Source organism: Saccharopolyspora sp. SCSIO 74807, from assembly GCF_037023755.1.
GTDB classification, from domain to species: Bacteria; Actinomycetota; Actinomycetes; order Mycobacteriales; family Pseudonocardiaceae; genus Saccharopolyspora_C; species Saccharopolyspora_C galaxeae.
The window spans coordinates 4,735,040-4,750,090 of record NZ_CP146100.1 but is presented as its reverse complement, the minus strand read 5'-3'; the positions used below and the strand labels follow the sequence as shown (position 1 = coordinate 4,750,090).

Here is a 15,051-nt window from a genome sequence, read left to right as displayed (position 1 = left end):
TCGCGCGGCTCCGGACGTCCCCGGCGGAGCCTGTTGTTCGCCACCGCCGATGCGCATACTTGATCGGCCAAGGACACCGCAGTCCGCGGCCCGGCACCGGGCGCGGCAGCGAGGAGGAACATGACGGGCAACGACGGCCGCCGGCTGCGCTCGCAGGACTGGTTCGACATCCCGGGCGATCCGGGCACGAGCGTGCTGATGCTCGAACGGTTCCTCAACTACGGCCTGTCGCGGGCCGAGCTGCAGGCGGGCAAGCCGGTGATCGGGATCGCGCAGACCGGTTCCGACCTGTCCCCCTGCAACCGCCACCACCTGGAGCTGGCGCAGCGGCTGCGGGAGGGCATCCGGGAAGCGGGCGGTGTCGCGATGGAGTTCCCGGTGCACCCGATCCAGGAGACGGCGCGGCGCCCGACCGCGGCGCTGGACCGCAACCTGGCCTACCTGGGGCTGGTCGAGGTGCTGCACGGCTACCCGCTCGACGGGGTGGTGCTCACCACCGGCTGCGACAAGACGACACCGGCGGCGCTGATGGCGGCCGCGACCGCCGACCTGCCCGCGATCGTGCTCTCCGGCGGTCCGATGCTCAACGGCTGGGTGGACGGCGGGCGCTGCGGTTCCGGCACCGTGCTGTGGGCCGCGCGCAAGAAGTTCGCCGCCGGCGAGATCGACGAGGACGGCTACTGGAACCTCGTGTCGGCCGGCACTCCCTCGGCCGGGCACTGCAACACCATGGGCACGGCTTCGACGATGAACGCGCTGGCCGAGGCGCTCGGCATGAGCCTGCCCGGCAACGCCGCGATCCCCGCGCCGCACCGGGAACGCGCCGAGATGGCCTACCGGACGGGGCTGCAGGCCGTCGAGCTGGTCCGTGCCGATCGCAAGCCGTCGCAGGTGCTGACCAGGGACGCCTTCCACAACGCGATCGTGGTCAACTCCGCGCTGGGCGGGTCGTCGAACGCACCGATCCACCTCAACGCGATCGCCCAGCACGCAGGGGTCGGACTCACGCTCGACGACTGGGAGCGGATCGGGCAGGAGGTCCCGCTGCTGCTGAACATGCAGCCGGGCGGCACCTACCTCGGCGAGGACTTCCACCGCGCCGGAGGCGTGCCCGCGGTGCTGGCCGAACTCGCCGACGGCGGCCTGCTGCGCACGGACGCGGTGACGGTCAACGGCTCCACCATCGCCGAGAACCTTCCCCGCAGCGGCACCGCGGACCCCGACGTGATCCACCCGTTCGCTTCGGTGGCGGGCTCGCCGGGCGCGGGTTTCCGGGTGCTGCGCGGCAACCTGTTCGACTCGGCGATCATGAAGACCAGCGTGATCTCCGCGGAGTTCCGCGCCCGCTACCTGTCCGACCCCGAGTCGCCGAACGCCTTCACCGCGCGCGCGATCGTCTTCGACGGGCCGGAGGACTACCACGAGCGCATCGAAGATCCCGGCTTGCGGATCGACGCGGATTGCATCCTGGTGATGCGCGGGTCCGGCCCGCTCGGGCACCCCGGATCGGCGGAGGTCGTCAACATGCAGCCACCTGCCGCGCTGCTCGGCGCGGGCGTCGAGGAACTCCCGTGCATGGGCGACGGCAGGCAGTCCGGCACCTCCGGATCGCCGTCAATCCTCAACGCGGCGCCGGAGGCCGCGGCCGGTGGACGGCTGGCGATCCTGCGCACCGGCGATGCCGTCCGGGTCGACCTGAACGCCGGGCGGGTCGACGTGCTGATCGGCGAGGACGAGATCACGCAGCGTGAACGAGAACTCGCCGACGCCGGTGGTTACCCGGTGCGACCGCACCAGACGCCGTGGCAGCAGATCTACCGCGAATCCGTTTCGCAGCTGGACGACGGCGGTGTGCACACCAGCGCGCTGGCCTACCGCGAAGTCGGGCGGCGGGAGAACCTTCCGCGTTACAACCACTAAACGGCTGAAACAGCGGCTCGGACAGATTCACCCGGCGCAGTTGGATCGCCGGGAGAAAACAGCCTTTTCCGCCGTCCGCGGTAGTTTGCCAGTCCCCATGCGCGAGCGCCGCCACTCCTGCGACGTCTTCGCGGACGCCGCAGGAAATGGCGGAGTTCGACCAGTGCCGGAAGGCGGCCGGAACGGGCTCGCGAATCCGCCCGACGAAATCGCGGAGGTCAGCGCCGTGCGACCTGCCGTTGCAGGTCAGCGTCGTGCGACCTGCCGTTGCAGGTCGTCGAGCACGAGGTTGGCCGCGATCGGCCCGAGCCCGAGGAACCAGGTGCCGTCCGGAACCTCGACCGCGTTGCCCGCACGCACCGCACCCAGCGCAGGCCACTGCGCCGAGCCGATGACGTCGTTCATCTGGCCGCGGGCGTTGTCGCCGTAGGCCGCGTAGAACAACAGGTCGCCGTCGGCCTGACCGACCTGCTCCCGGCTGACCCGGGTGAAGGTCGTGTCCGCCTGCTGGTTCTGCGGCCGGGCGAACCCGGCGTCGGCGAGGATGCTGCCGATGAACGAGCCCTTGCCGTAGAGCCGGATGTCGCCGGGGACGAACCGCAGCATGCTGACCCTGGTGCGCCCCGGATCCCCTGCCTGCGCGCCGATCGCGGCCGCGCGCTGCCGGTACTCGCCGAGGATGCGCTGCGCTTCGGCCGGTTTGCCCAGCGCTTCGGCGTCCAGCAGGAAGTTCTGCTGCCAGGTCTTGCCGGTGGTCTCGGCGAACACGGTCGGCGCGATGGCGCTGAGCTGGTCGTAGCGCTCGCCGTCGCGGACCTTGCTGGACAGGATCAGGTCCGGCTTGAGCGCGGCGATCCGCTCCAGGTTCGGCGAGCCGATCGTGCCCACGATCTCCGGTTTGCCCGCCTGCTGCGCCAGGTACGGCGGTAACGAGCCGCCCGCGTCCGGCTGCACGACACCGACCGGCCGGACGCCGAGCGCGAGGGATGCGTCGAGTTCGCCCGTGTCCAGCACCACCACCCGCCGCGGTTCGCCCTTGATCGTCGTTTGCCCCATGGCGTGCTCGACCACGCGGTCTCCCGGCTGGGGAGACGCCTGATCGGCGGGCTGCGCGCCGCATGCCGCGGCAGCGGTCAGGGTCAGTGTGGCGGTGACCGCGGCCAGCAGGCGTCTTGGTCGGAACATGCTGCTCCTTTTAAGTCTCGAACAAGCTCGGCGAGCCTAACCTAACCATTCATCTTGCATAGTGATCGAGAGCCGAATCACGATCGGAGCAACGGATCGCCGAGCGCACCGGGAGCAGGCGCGGAACTTCGTTGAACGAATCAAATGGAACGCGATTCCCGCCGAGCGCGCGCGATCCGAAAACGTTCCACATCCGGCGAACCGAGTCCGCCGCGCAATCGAATCCCGGCCCGCTTGTCCGCCGCGGGAAAAAATTGTCGATCTTGTTCGGTGAGTTCGCCCCAGGTGATCGCGCTGAGCGCGGACACGACGCGCGGCGCGGAGGAATCCGGGGTGTTGAAAACCGCGGCGACGATGATTACCGTGCGTTCTCGACCAGGGTAGGCAAACCTAACCAGCCCTTTCCTGTCCGGCCGCAGACGACGACGCACGGCCGTGGCTCAACACAGCGAGACAGCACACCGCCGCCGGTGCGACGCCGCGCGCGGTGCGTTGCCGCACGACCCGAGCACGAGGAGACCCCGACGTGACGATCCGCACCGAGCTCGCGGGCGGCGGCAGCGGGCCGGCGAACCTGCGCCCGCTGCTGGCGACCGCGCTCGACGCCCTGGCCAAAGGCGTGGTCGAACGCGCCGGGCCGCTGCCTGCGGGCGGCCCCGGCGCCGTCGACGCGCTGCTGGCGGCCGATCCGCTTCCCGAGGACGGCATCGGCGCCGAACCCGCGCTGGCCGGTGTGCTGCAGGACTTCGCCGCGGGCGCGGCCGACCCGGCCGATCCCGCCTGCGCCGCGCACCTGCACACCCCGCCGCTGGCGGTCGCGGTCGCCGCCGAGGTCGTCGCCGCGGCGCTGAACTCCTCGCTGGACTCCTGGGACCAGGCGCCTTCGGGCAACCGCGCCGAGTCCGCAGTGGTGCGCGCGATGGCCGCGTGCACCGGCTACGACCCCGACACCGCGGGCGGCGCGGTCACCACCGGCGGCACCGAGTCCAACCTCACCGGCCTGTTGCTGGCCAGGGAACACGCGTTGGCCGCCGAGTTCGGCGCGCACCCCGTCGCGTCCGGATTCCCCCCGCAAGCGCACGGGCGGCTGCGGCTGCTGTGCTCGGAGACCACGCACTTCTCCGTCGCGCGCAGCGCGGGCGTGCTGGGTCTCGGCGAGGACAGCGTGGTGGGGGTCCCGGTCGACGACGAGTACCGGATGGATCCGCGGGCACTGCATTCGACCCTCACCGACCTGCGGGAACGCGGCGACGTCCCGGTCGCGGTGATCGCCACCGCGGGTACCACCGACCTGGGCGTGCTCGATCCGCTCGCGGAGATCGCGCGCATCGCCGGTGAACACGGCACTTGGCTGCACGTGGATGCCGCCTACGGCGGCGGTGCGCTGTTCTCGCAGCGCCTCGCCCCGCTGCTGGAGGGCGTCGAGCTGGCCGACTCGGTGAGCATCGACCTGCACAAGCTGGGCTGGCAGCCGGTCGCCGCGGGGGTGTTCCTGACCCGGCGAGCCGCATCGTTCGAGCCGGTGGAACGGCGGGTGGCCTATTTGAACACCGCCGATGACGAGGACGCCGGGTTCCGCAGCCTGCTCGGCCGTTCGCTGCGCACGACTCGGCGGCCGGACGCGGTCAAGATCCTCACGACCTTCCGCGCTCTCGGCCGCCGCGGGCTCGGCGAGCTGGTGGACAGCTGCCACGACCAGGCTCGGCACGCCGCCGCGGCGGTGCGCGCGCACCCCCGGATGCAGCTGTACCGGGATCCGGTGCTGACCACGGTCGTCTTCCGGTACCTGCCGGAGTCCGGTGATCCGGATCCGGTCAACGCGCGGCTGCGCCGGAGGCTGCTGGACGAGGGCACCGCCGTGGTCGGCCGCACCGAACTGGACGGCTCGGTGTGGCTGAAGCTCACCCTGCTGAACCCGAACACGACCGGTGGCGACATCGACGCCCTGCTGGCCGACGTGCTGGCCGCCGGCAACAAGGAGGTCCGATGACCGGCCGCTGGGCGGACCACGAGGCTTCGCCGGACACAGCCGCGCCGGACGCAGCCCTGCCGGACGCAGCTCAGTCGGATGCGGCGATTGCGGACGCGGCGACCACCGGCGGCTTGTTGCGGTGCTGGTTCCGCGAGACGGGCGTGCCGGTGCCGGACACCGGCGAGGTGCGGATCCCGCTGCCTGCCAGCGGCACCGCGCTGGTGGCCGAGGTGCTGCACCGGTCCCCGACCGGGCACCACCGCTTCGGTTCCGTGCGCTTGCCCGGGGGTGCGAGCCCGAACGCCGTGACCGTCGCCGCGCTGCTGTCGCTGGAAGGCTCGGCCGGGAACGCCGCCGAGGTCACCGAGCTGCTCGCGCGGGTCGCCGATTCGCAGCAGCGGACCACCCGGCACCTGCGGGAACGCCGGGACTCGCCGGAGGGCGCGAGCACCCCGTTCCTCGCCGCCGAGCAGGCGCTGGTGCTCGGGCACCCGATGCACCCGACGCCGAACAGCCGCAACGGCTGGAGCGAGCAGGAGGCGGCCGCCTACTCGCCGGAACTGCGCGGGAGCTTCGCGCTGCACTGGTTCGCCGCCGACCGGTCGGTGGTCTCCTCCGACGGCGGGCCGCAAGCGCGCCTCGAAGGCTTCGCGCCGGAGGTTCCGGAAGGCACGGTGCCGGTGCCGGTGCACCCGTGGCAGGCGCGGTCGCTGCTCGGGACCAAGGGCGTGCGAGCTCTGCTGGATGCGGGGCTGTTGCACGACCTCGGCGTGCAGGGTCCGCGCTGGTTTCCCACCTCGTCGATCCGCACGGTCTACCACCCCGATGCGCCGGTGATGCTCAAGTTCTCGCTGGGCCTGCCGATCACCAACTCGAAGCGGGAGAACCTGCGCAAGGAACTGCACCGCGGCGTGGAGATCGACCGGCTGCTGGACGCGGGCCTGGCCGGTGAGCTCGCCGCGGCGCATCCGGACTTCTCGATCGTGCGGGATCCGGCGTGGCTCACCGTGGACGTGCCCAGCGATTCGCCCGATGGCGCGGAAAGCGGTTGGGAAGTCCTGCTGCGGGACAACCCGTTCGGCGCGCAGCAGCGCGCGGCCTGCGTCGCCGGGCTGCTCGCGGAACGCCCGGAACTGGGCGGATCCGCGCTGCAGCAGGTGATCGGCGGGCTGGTCGAGCGCACCGGTGAGTCCCGTCAGCAGGTCGCCGAGCAGTGGTGCGCGCGCTACTTCGACCACCTGGTGGCTCCGGTGCTGTGGCTCTACCGCGAGCACGGCGTGGGGCTGGAGGCGCACCAGCAGAACTCCCTGATCGGACTCGACGGCGACGGCTGGCCAAACGGCGGCTGGTACCGGGACAACCAGGGCTACTACCTGTCCGAAACCCGGGTGGCAGAGCTGGAGCGGTTCCTGCCCGGCGTCGGCATCGCCGGGGAGAACCGGGTGGACGACGCGGTCATCGACGAGCGGCTGGGCTACTACATCGGCATCAACAACCTGATCGGCCTGGTCGGCGCGTTCGGCTCGCAAGGCCTCGCCGACGAGCGGCGGTTGCTCGCGCTGCTGCGGGCGAGGCTGCGCGAGTTCTCCGATCTCCCGCTCGCGGCGGGACTCGCCGAGTCGTCCTCGTTGCGGTGCAAGGCGAACCTGCTGACCCGGCTCGGCGGGATGGACGAGCTGGTGGGCCCGCTGGAGACCCAGTCGGTCTACGTGGACATCGCGAACCCGTTCGCAGAAGGGGAATCAGCCGCATGAGCCGCAGCTACGACCTGCTCGGGGTCGGTCTCGGCCCGTTCAACCTGTCGCTGGCCGCGCTCGCCGCGGAGGTACCCGGTGTTTCGGCGGCGTTCCTGGACGAGAAGCCGGAGTTCAGCTGGCATCCCGGGCTGCTCATCGAAGGCACCACGCTGCAGGTGCCGTTCCTGGCGGATCTGGTCACGATGGCCGACCCGACCAGCCGGTGGTCGTTCCTGTCCTACCTGCGCGAGCACGACCGGCTGTTCCCCTTCTACTTCGCGGAGAAGTTCCACATCTCGCGCCGCGAGTACGAGCACTACTGCCGGTGGGTCGCCGACTCGCTGGACTCCTGCCGGTTCGGGCGCCGGGTGACCGCGGTGCGGTGGGACTCCGAGCAGGAGCTGTTCCTGGTCCGCGCCGAGGACGTCGAAACCGGGCAGCACCAGGACTTCGCGGCGCGCAACGTCGTGCTGGGCGTCGGGACCGGGCCCGTGGTGCCCGAAGCGTTCCGCGACGTGCTCGGCGACGACGTCTTCCACGCCGCCGAATACCTGGACCGCCGGGAGTCGTTGCGCGCGGCCGGGGACGTGACCGTGATCGGCTCCGGGCAGTCCGGCGCGGAGGTCGCGCTGGACCTGCTCAGCGAGCGCGAAGGGACCGGGCGGCGGACGCGGTGGCTGACGCGCTCCCCCGCGTTCGCGCCGATGGAGTACTCGAAGCTCGGGCTGGAGCACTTCACCCCGGACTACACCGGCTACTTCCGCACGCTGCCGCAGGAAACCCGGGACCAGGTGGTGCCGTCGCAGTGGCAGCTCTACAAGGCGGGCAGTGCCGGGACGCTCGGTGCGATCCACGACGTGCTCTACGAACGTTGCGTGGGCGGCCGCGAGCCGGACTCGACGCTGATGCCGAACGTGGCCGTCACCGGCGCCCAGCGCGCCGCGGGACGGGTCGAGCTGCGTTGCCATCACACCGAGCAGGACCGCGAGTTCGATGTCCGCACCGACAAGGTCGTGCTCGCCACTGGCTACACCGCACGGCGACCGTCCTTTCTGGACACCATGAGCGACTTGGTGGACTGGGACGGCAAGGGTCGGTACAAAGTGGACGACGACTACCGGGTGGCGCTGTCCGCAGAGGTCACCGGTGGGCTATACGTGCAGAACGCCGAGATGCACAGCCACGGCGTCGGCGCCCCGGACCTCGGGCTGGGTGCGCACCGGGCGGCGTCGATCGTCAACTCCGCATCCGGGCGGAAGGTCTACCGGCTGCCGGAGCGCAACTCGTTCACGACCTTCGGCGTCACCTGATGCATTCGCGCACGGTTCTGCTGGCAGCGGCCGGAATGCACATGGTGACCGAGACGGCGCTGGCCCCGTTCTACCCGGCGTTGTTCCGGGCGGCGTTCGGGGTGCAGGACTTCGCCGCCACCGGTTGGTTCATCACCTTCACCCGGGTCGCCGCCGTGCTGGCGCTGCCGCTGTGGGGCTTGGCCACCCGGCGCTGGCGGCTGCACTCACTGGTCCTGTTCGGACAGTCCGCGGCGGTGCTGCTGACCATCGCGCTCGCGCTCGCACCGACGTTCGCGGCGTTCACCGCGATCGGTGTGGCGCTGGTCGCGGTGAAGTCGGTGGTGCTCGTGGCGCACCCGAGCACCGCGGGGACGCACCCGGACGGACTGCTGCCGGGGGTGCGCCAATACGTCGCGGTGCTGCAAGGCGCGATCGTGCTGGCCGCCGCGCTCGGCACGACGATCGTGACCGTTCCCGACCCGATGCGGGCGCTGCCCGCTCTCGCGGTCGCCGAAGTGGCACTGCTGCTCGCCTGCATCACGGCGTTCCGCCGAACCGGCGTTCCGCAGGCGCCGGACACCGCAACACCCGCGTACCGGGCGCCGCGGCTCGCGCTGCCACCGCTGGCGGTCGCGGTGTTGTTGTTCGCACTGGCCGGTGCGGTGGTGCGCCCCTTCTTCACCGAATTCGCCGCGGCGCGGGGAGCGTCCGAAGTGGGCGGTGCCCTGCTGTTCGCGCTCGCGCACGCTGCTGCCGTGTTCGCGGCGATCCGAGCGCGCACGGCCCCCGGTCTGACCGGGCCGGTGGCGCTGGCCGCGGTCGGCCTGGCGGTGCAGGCGGTCGCGACCGAACCGTTGTTGCTCGCGCTCGGCCGGGTGGTGTTCGGAGTCGGCCTCGGGCTCGCCCAGGTCGGACTCGACTTGCGGGTGCTGGGCGCCGCCCGCGGATCCGGCACCGGCTACGGCCTGGTGGCCGCCGCGCAGCACGCGGGACTGCTGGTGGCGCCGATGATCGCCGCGTCCGGGGCCGACGCGGACCTGGCAGCGCCACTGGCGATGGGTGCCGCCTTGTTCGCCGTGCTGGCCGTGGCCGCCATCCCGCTGCTGCGCACCGCCGTGCCCGACCGACCGCTGTCTCCGGAGGTATCTGATGTTCTTGTCCGTACCCGCTGAACTCGACGCCGGCCGCTGGAACCGCGCCGGGCGCGACATGCTGGCCAAGTCGCTGGCCGAGTTCTCCTACGAGCTGCTGCTGCAACCGGAGGAGGTGGAACCGGGCCGGTACCGGCTCGACCTGCCGGACGGCATCTCCTACGGCTTTTCCGCCCGCCGCGGAGCGTTCGGGCACTGGACGGTGCGCCCGGACTCGATCGTGCGCCGCACCGCGGACGGCGAGCAGCCCGCTTCGGACCCGCTGCGGTTCCTGCTCGACGCGCGCTCGACGCTGGGCATCACCGGCGACACCGCCGGGCATCTCGCGCGGGAGCTCAGCGCGACGCTGGCCGCGGACACCCGGTTGCTCGGATCGGGCCGCAGCTCGGCCGAACTCGCCGACCTGTCCTATGTGGACTTGGAGGGGCACCAGACCGGGCACCCGTGGATCGTGCCGAACAAGGGCCGCGTCGGCTTTTCCGCCTCGGACACGTCCCGCTACGCGCCGGAGGCGCGATCGGCGATGCGGCTGCCGTGGATCGCGGTGCACACCTCGCTGGCCGCGTACCGCGGAGTCGACTGGCTGCCCAGCGAGCGGTTGATCGAGGACGAGCTCGACGAGCCGACGCGGCAGCGATTCCGCGACCAGCTCGGCGAACGCGGCCTCGACCCGGCCGATTACAGCTGGCTGCCGGTGCATCCCTGGCAGTGGGACGAGATCGTGCTGCCCACCTTCGCCGCGGACATCGCGGCGGGCCGAATCGTGGCGCTCGGCGAAGGACCGGACCACTACCGCCCGCAGCAGTCCATCCGCACCTTCACCAACGTCGACGACCCGCAGCGCCACCACGTGAAGCTGCCGGTGTCCATTCTGAACACTTTGGTCTGGCGCGGGCTGCCGACCGAGCGCACCGTCGCCGCGCCAGCGCTGACCGCGTGGGTGCTCGGGCTCGCGGACAACGACCCGTACCTGCGGGACGAAGCCCGCGTGGTGCTGCTCGGCGAGGTCGCCTCGGTCACCGTGCGGCACCCGGTGCTGGAGGAGATCCCGGACGTCCCCTACCAATACCGGGAACTGCTCGGCGCGATCTGGCGCCAACCGATCAGCGGCAAGCTCGACGAGTCCGAACGCGCCCGCACGCTCGCTTCGCTGCTGCACGTCGACGACGACGGCCGCGCGTTCGTGCGCGAGCTCGTCGACCGGTCCGGATTGGACGCGGAAACCTGGCTGCAGCGGCTGTTCAGCGCGCTGCTGCCGCCGCTGCTGCACTTCCTGTACCGCTACGGGCTGGTGTTCTCCCCGCACGGGGAGAACGTGATCGTCGTGTTCGACGAAGCCGACGTGCCCAGCAGGCTGGCCGTGAAGGACTTCGTCGACGACGTCAACGTCGCCGACGCGCCGCTGCCCGAACTGGCGGGCATTCCCGATGAGGTCTCCGAAGTGCTGCTGCGCGAGCAGCCGCAGTTCCTGTGCCAGTTCATCCAAAGTGGACTGTTCGTCGGGCATTTCCGCTACCTCGCCCCGCTGGTGGAGGATCACCTCGGGCTCGCCCAGCAGCGGTTCTGGGAGATGGTGCGCGACGAGGTGCTGAACTACCAGGCGAAGGCCCCCGAACTCGCCGACCGGTTCGCGATGTTCGACCTGCTGACCCCGGAGATCGAGCGGCTGTGCCTGAACCGCAACCGGCTGCTGCTGGACTCCTACCGGGACCGCCCGGAGCGGCCGCACGCGGCGGTGCACGGCCACGTCGTGAACCCGCTGCACGATCCCGGGGCGCGGTGAGTTCCCGATAGCCGGCGCGCCCGGGCCGCGACTCGGGCGCGGCCCGGGCTCCGCCGTCGAGGACCTATCCGCGCCGGCGGAGCCTGGCGTTCGGCAACGCCGGTGCGGGCAGCGTCTGGGCCCATTGCTGCGGGAACGGCCCGAACCGGCCCGTTCCCGCACCGTCGCGTTCGGCCTGCCACTGCTCGCGGAACTCGACGATCTCCTCGTGCGAGCGCCCGACGAAGTTCCACCACATCACGATCTGCTCGCCCAGCGGCGGCCCGCCGAGCAGCAACACCCGCGCGCCGTCCGCGGACCGCAGCGACAGCTCGCCCGCTCCGGGCGGCTGGTACACGAGCCCGCCCGCGGTCGCCTCGACTCCGGACGCGGCCACCGCGCCGGTGTCCACGAGCACGCCGTGCTCGAACGCCGGATCCACTTCGATCCGCACTTCCCGCTCCGCGGGCAACGTGATCTCCGCGCCCAGCAACGGGGTGTGCGTGCGCACCGGTGCGGTGCACCCCAGCAGCGAACCGATGAACACCAGTGCACGAGCGCCTTCGTGCTCGACCACCGGCGGTGCGAAGTGCTCGAAACCCGGTGCGGTGAAACGACTTCGCTCCGGCAACGCCACCCACAGCTGAACACCGTGCAGCACGGTCGTGTCCGCAGTGGAGTACTCGGAGTGGGCGATTCCCGCACCGGCGGTCATCAGCTTGACCTCGCCGGGTCGCACGCGCGCGTGCGCACCGGTGGTGTCGCGGTGCTCGATCTCGCCGCTGAACAGCCACGACACCGTCTGCAGCCCGGTGTGCGGATGCCCCGCGACGCGCATCCCACCGGTCGCCGCGACGTCTTCGGGACCGTAGTGGTCCACGAAGCACCAAGCACCGATCAACGACCGCGCGCGCCGCGGCAACGTGCGCCGAACCTGCATTCCGCGCGGGCCGCCCAGCGGCACCTCGCGCGGTTCGATCAGCTGGCCGCGCACCCGATCGTCCGCTGCCGAGCCGCACTCGAACTCCGCGGGCGCTGCCTCGATGTTGCTCATGACACCTCTCCACTCCCCGACGAAGCCGGACTGCGCTCGGGCAGCGGCCCCTGCCGGACCGACAGTACCCACTTGAACCGGCCGGTCCGACGCGGCGCGAGCCGCGGGAACGCTCCATGCGCGGTGCCGCCGCACGGCTTAGCCTGACTTTCGTCACGCGCAACGACCGAACGGGATTTCTCGACGACCCGCGCCACGACTCGCCCGCAGCGGCACACCGCTAGGAGAAACAATGGCGAAGGAAATCAAGGTCTGCATCGGAACCGACATCGACGCCGTTTCCGGATGGCTCGGATCCTACGGTGGCGAGGATTCGCCCGCGGACATCCAGCGCGGCATGTTCGCCGGTGAAGTCGGCGTCCCGCGGTTGCTGCAGCTTTTCCGCGAATACGGCCTGACCACTACCTGGTTCGCGCCCGGGCATTCCATCGAGACCTTCCCACACCGGATCGAGCAGATCGTCGCGGCAGGCCACGAGATCGGCGCGCACGGGTACTCGCACGAAAATCCGATCAAGCTGAGCCCGCAGCAGGAGGAGGACGTGCTGAACCGCTCGATCGAGCTGATCGAGCGGTTCACCGGAGCCAAGCCGCGCGGCTACATCGCACCGTGGTGCGAGCTCTCGCCGGTCACCGCGGACCTGCTGCTGAAGAACGGGTTCCGCTACGACCACAGCCAAGCGCTGCACGACTTCCAGCCGTTCTACGCCCGGACCGGGGACAGCTGGACCAAGATCGATCTGAACCTGCCCGCCTCGTCCTGGATGCGACCGTTGCAGCGCGGCCGGGAGATCGACCTGGTGGAGATCAATTTCAACTGGTTCGTCGACGACCTGCCGCCTATGCTGTTCATCAAGGGCAGCCCGAACAGCCACGGATTCGTCAACCCGCGGGATGTCGAGCAGATCTGGCGGGACCAGTTCGACTGGGTGCACCGCGAATACGAGTACGCGATTTTCCCCATCACGATTCACCCGGACGTTTCCGGACGCCCGCAAGTGCTGCTCATGCTGGAACGGCTCATCGAGCACATCCTCGGCCACGAAGGCGTGGCATTCGACACGTTCGCGAACATCGCCGAGGATTTCCGCGAGCGCTTCCCGTTCGACACGAACCAACGCTATCCTTTCGACCGCGAACTGCCCTGAAGCGACGAGGTGGCGATCGATGCCGAAACCGCGCGTTCTCGTGCTGGCGCTGGGTGGAACCATCGCGTCGGTGCCGGAGTCCGGCCGGAGCGCAGCCGTCCCCCGGCTCGGCCCGGAGGAACTCCTCGCGGCCGTGCCCGGCATCGGCGAATCCGCCCGGATCGAAGCGGAGTCGTTGCGCACGTCCCCGTCCGGCGACCTGACGGTCCGCGACGTGACCGAGCTCGCCGAGGTGATCCGCACCCGGCCCGCCGACGGGTTCGTGATCACGCAGGGCACCGACACGCTGGAAGAGACGTCCTACCTGCTCGACCTGCTGCTCGGCGCGGGCGGCCCGCCGGTCGTGCTCACCGGGGCGATGCGCAACCCTTCCCTGCCGGGAGCGGACGGCCCGGCCAACCTGCTGGCCGCGGTCCGCGTGGCCGCCGCGCCGCAAGCCGAGGGGCTCGGGCCGCTGGTCGTGTTGGCCGACGAGATCCACTTGGCGCGCTACGTGCGGAAATCCCACAGCTCCAGCGTCACCGCGTTCGACTCGCCGAACGCCGGGCCCGTCGGCCGGGTGCACGAAGGCAAGGTGCGGATCCCGCTGGCGCCGCGCCACCACCCGCCGCCGCTGCAGGTCCTGGGCGAGCGGGTGCCGTCGGTGGGGATCGTCAAGTTCGGGCTGGGGTCCGGCCCGCTGTTGCCGCAGCACGCCGCCGGGCACGACGGGATGGTGCTCGAAGTGTTCGGCGGTGGGCACGTGCCGAGCTTCGCCGTGGACTCGCTCGCGGAGCTGAACGAGCGGATCCCGGTCGTGTTCGCCGGCCGGACCGGTGGCGGTGAACTCTACGAGGCGACCTACGGATTCCCCGGTTCCGAGCAGGACCTGCTCGGCCGCGGATTGATCAGCGGCGTCGCCTTCGACGGGGTCAAAGCGCGGCTGCTGCTGACCGTCCTGCTCGCGGCGGACGCCGATCGCCCGGCCATCAAGGCGCGGTTCGCAGCGGAACCGTGAACGCGCGCTAGCGCGGCCGGACCAGCAGGGTTTGGCTGCTGTTGGCCACCTGGCCCTGCTCGTCGTGGATCACCGAGACGGCCGTGCCCGTGCCGTTCGGCCCCAGAACGGTGCGCGCGTCCAGGCCGATCCACTCGCCGACCGGTTCGCGCTGGACGTGCACGGTGAGTTCGGTGTTGATGAACAGGAATCGGGTGGGGTCGAGCCAGGTGGACACGCCGCTGGCGGAGTCGGCGATCGTCATCAGCCGTTGCAGCGGCGTCGGCTCTTCCCCGGACACGAGCGGAATCCGTTGCCTGGCCCAGACGGTCGCCGGGCCGGGCTCTTGGAACGAACCGGACAGGGCGCACCATTCGACCGCGTCGATGTAGCCGGGCGACCAGCCCTCCGGACGCCCGAACGGCACGCCGTCCTGCGGCGGCGCCAAAGCCGGTGCCGCTCCGCTGGCCTGCGCCGAGGTGTCGGTGCTCGCCAACCGCCACGCCGAAGCCCTCGCCACCGCCCGGTCGGCGGTGCGCAGCTCGGCGGACAGCAGTTGCACCGACTTGCCGGGCCGGTCCACCTGCGCGCCGGTCCGCAGTTCAGCGATCGGGACCGGGCCGAGGATCTCGACGGTGATGCGCGCCAGCGCCCCACCGTCGTCGCCGCAGCCTTCCAGTTCCCTGGTCAGCAGCGCCGCCGGTGGTCCGAAGTGCTGCGCGTCCGGCGCCCACGGCCCGGCCGTGCTGTCGGTCGAGCTGAAGCCGTCGCCACTGGGCACGTAGAACGCGTCTGCCACTGCTGAACCTTTCGCGCGGATGCTTGCCGGCACCTTCCTACCCGATCGCGCACCGTG

General features: G+C 71.0%; 12 protein-coding genes. 8 read left to right on the top strand and 4 right to left on the bottom strand.

Features of this window, described 5'->3' with window-relative positions; all coding sequences use genetic code 11:
* The first annotated feature begins 120 nt into the window (after positions 1-120).
* A complete protein-coding gene (locus V1457_RS21720; protein ID WP_338596391.1) occupies positions 121-1,920 on the top strand; it encodes an IlvD/Edd family dehydratase in 1,800 nt (599 codons plus the stop codon).
* Between the two features lie 246 nt (positions 1,921-2,166).
* On the opposite strand, the gene V1457_RS21715 is transcribed toward V1457_RS21720, so the two are convergent.
* Positions 2,167-3,105 carry an iron-siderophore ABC transporter substrate-binding protein gene (locus tag V1457_RS21715; RefSeq protein ID WP_338596389.1) on the bottom strand — a complete coding sequence of 313 codons (939 nt, stop codon included), beginning with the start codon at positions 3,103-3,105 and terminating at the stop codon, positions 2,167-2,169.
* A gap of 140 nt (positions 3,106-3,245) precedes the next feature.
* A complete protein-coding gene (locus V1457_RS21710) occupies positions 3,246-3,536 on the bottom strand; it encodes a hypothetical protein (RefSeq protein WP_200073358.1) in 291 nt (96 codons plus the stop codon).
* A gap of 95 nt (positions 3,537-3,631) precedes the next feature.
* Between V1457_RS21710 and V1457_RS21705 the strand changes: the two genes are divergently transcribed.
* From V1457_RS21705 to V1457_RS21685, 5 genes are read left to right on the top strand one after another with little or no spacing between them, the layout of a single operon-like run.
* Positions 3,632-5,095, top strand: a complete 1,464-nt coding sequence (locus tag V1457_RS21705; protein ID WP_338596386.1) for a pyridoxal-dependent decarboxylase — start codon at positions 3,632-3,634, stop codon at positions 5,093-5,095.
* Complete coding sequence (locus V1457_RS21700) at positions 5,092-6,831, top strand: IucA/IucC family protein (RefSeq protein WP_338596385.1); 1,740 nt, start codon at positions 5,092-5,094, stop codon at positions 6,829-6,831. The genes V1457_RS21705 and V1457_RS21700 overlap by 4 nt, the downstream gene beginning before the upstream one ends.
* Entirely contained in the window at positions 6,828-8,123 is a 1,296-nt protein-coding gene (locus V1457_RS21695; RefSeq protein WP_200073355.1) for a lysine N(6)-hydroxylase/L-ornithine N(5)-oxygenase family protein, read from the top strand. Before V1457_RS21700 ends, V1457_RS21695 begins: the two co-directional genes overlap by 4 nt.
* Complete coding sequence (locus tag V1457_RS21690) at positions 8,123-9,277, top strand: hypothetical protein (RefSeq protein ID WP_338596383.1); 1,155 nt, start codon at positions 8,123-8,125, stop codon at positions 9,275-9,277. Before V1457_RS21695 ends, V1457_RS21690 begins: the two co-directional genes overlap by 1 nt.
* Complete coding sequence (locus V1457_RS21685) at positions 9,255-11,039, top strand: IucA/IucC family siderophore biosynthesis protein (RefSeq protein WP_338596381.1); 1,785 nt, start codon at positions 9,255-9,257, stop codon at positions 11,037-11,039. Before V1457_RS21690 ends, V1457_RS21685 begins: the two co-directional genes overlap by 23 nt.
* Positions 11,040-11,103: 64 nt before the next feature.
* Here the strand turns inward: V1457_RS21685 and V1457_RS21680 are convergent, their stop codons facing one another.
* Positions 11,104-12,072 carry a pirin family protein gene (locus tag V1457_RS21680; protein ID WP_338596379.1) on the bottom strand — a complete coding sequence of 323 codons (969 nt, stop codon included), beginning with the start codon at positions 12,070-12,072 and terminating at the stop codon, positions 11,104-11,106.
* Between the two features lie 232 nt (positions 12,073-12,304).
* Between V1457_RS21680 and V1457_RS21675 the strand changes: the two genes are divergently transcribed.
* Both V1457_RS21675 and V1457_RS21670 read left to right on the top strand, forming a co-directional pair.
* Complete coding sequence (locus V1457_RS21675; RefSeq protein ID WP_200073351.1) at positions 12,305-13,219, top strand: polysaccharide deacetylase; 915 nt, start codon at positions 12,305-12,307, stop codon at positions 13,217-13,219.
* A gap of 19 nt (positions 13,220-13,238) precedes the next feature.
* Entirely contained in the window at positions 13,239-14,216 is a 978-nt protein-coding gene (locus V1457_RS21670) for an asparaginase (protein WP_338596377.1), read from the top strand.
* 7 nt (positions 14,217-14,223) lie between these two features.
* Here the strand turns inward: V1457_RS21670 and V1457_RS21665 are convergent, their stop codons facing one another.
* Positions 14,224-14,994: a thioesterase family protein gene (locus tag V1457_RS21665; protein WP_200073350.1), complete on the bottom strand. Its 771-nt coding sequence runs from the start codon at positions 14,992-14,994 to the stop codon at positions 14,224-14,226.
* Positions 14,995-15,051 lie beyond the last annotated feature (57 nt).

Bases quoted from the DNA above. Each gene is read 5' to 3' on its own strand.
- V1457_RS21720 (WP_338596391.1), top strand. From the start codon at position 121: ATGACGGGCAACGACGGCCGCCGGCTGCGCTCGCAGGACTGGTTCGAC.
- V1457_RS21715 (WP_338596389.1), bottom strand. From the start codon at position 3,105: ATGTTCCGACCAAGACGCCTGCTGGCCGCGGTCACCGCCACACTGACC.
- V1457_RS21700 (WP_338596385.1), top strand. From the start codon at position 5,092: ATGACCGGCCGCTGGGCGGACCACGAGGCTTCGCCGGACACAGCCGCG.
- V1457_RS21695 (WP_200073355.1), top strand. From the start codon at position 6,828: ATGAGCCGCAGCTACGACCTGCTCGGGGTCGGTCTCGGCCCGTTCAAC.
- V1457_RS21690 (WP_338596383.1), top strand. From the start codon at position 8,123: ATGCATTCGCGCACGGTTCTGCTGGCAGCGGCCGGAATGCACATGGTG.
- V1457_RS21685 (WP_338596381.1), top strand. From the start codon at position 9,255: ATGTTCTTGTCCGTACCCGCTGAACTCGACGCCGGCCGCTGGAACCGC.
- V1457_RS21680 (WP_338596379.1), bottom strand. From the start codon at position 12,072: ATGAGCAACATCGAGGCAGCGCCCGCGGAGTTCGAGTGCGGCTCGGCA.
- V1457_RS21675 (WP_200073351.1), top strand. From the start codon at position 12,305: ATGGCGAAGGAAATCAAGGTCTGCATCGGAACCGACATCGACGCCGTT.
- V1457_RS21670 (WP_338596377.1), top strand. From the start codon at position 13,239: ATGCCGAAACCGCGCGTTCTCGTGCTGGCGCTGGGTGGAACCATCGCG.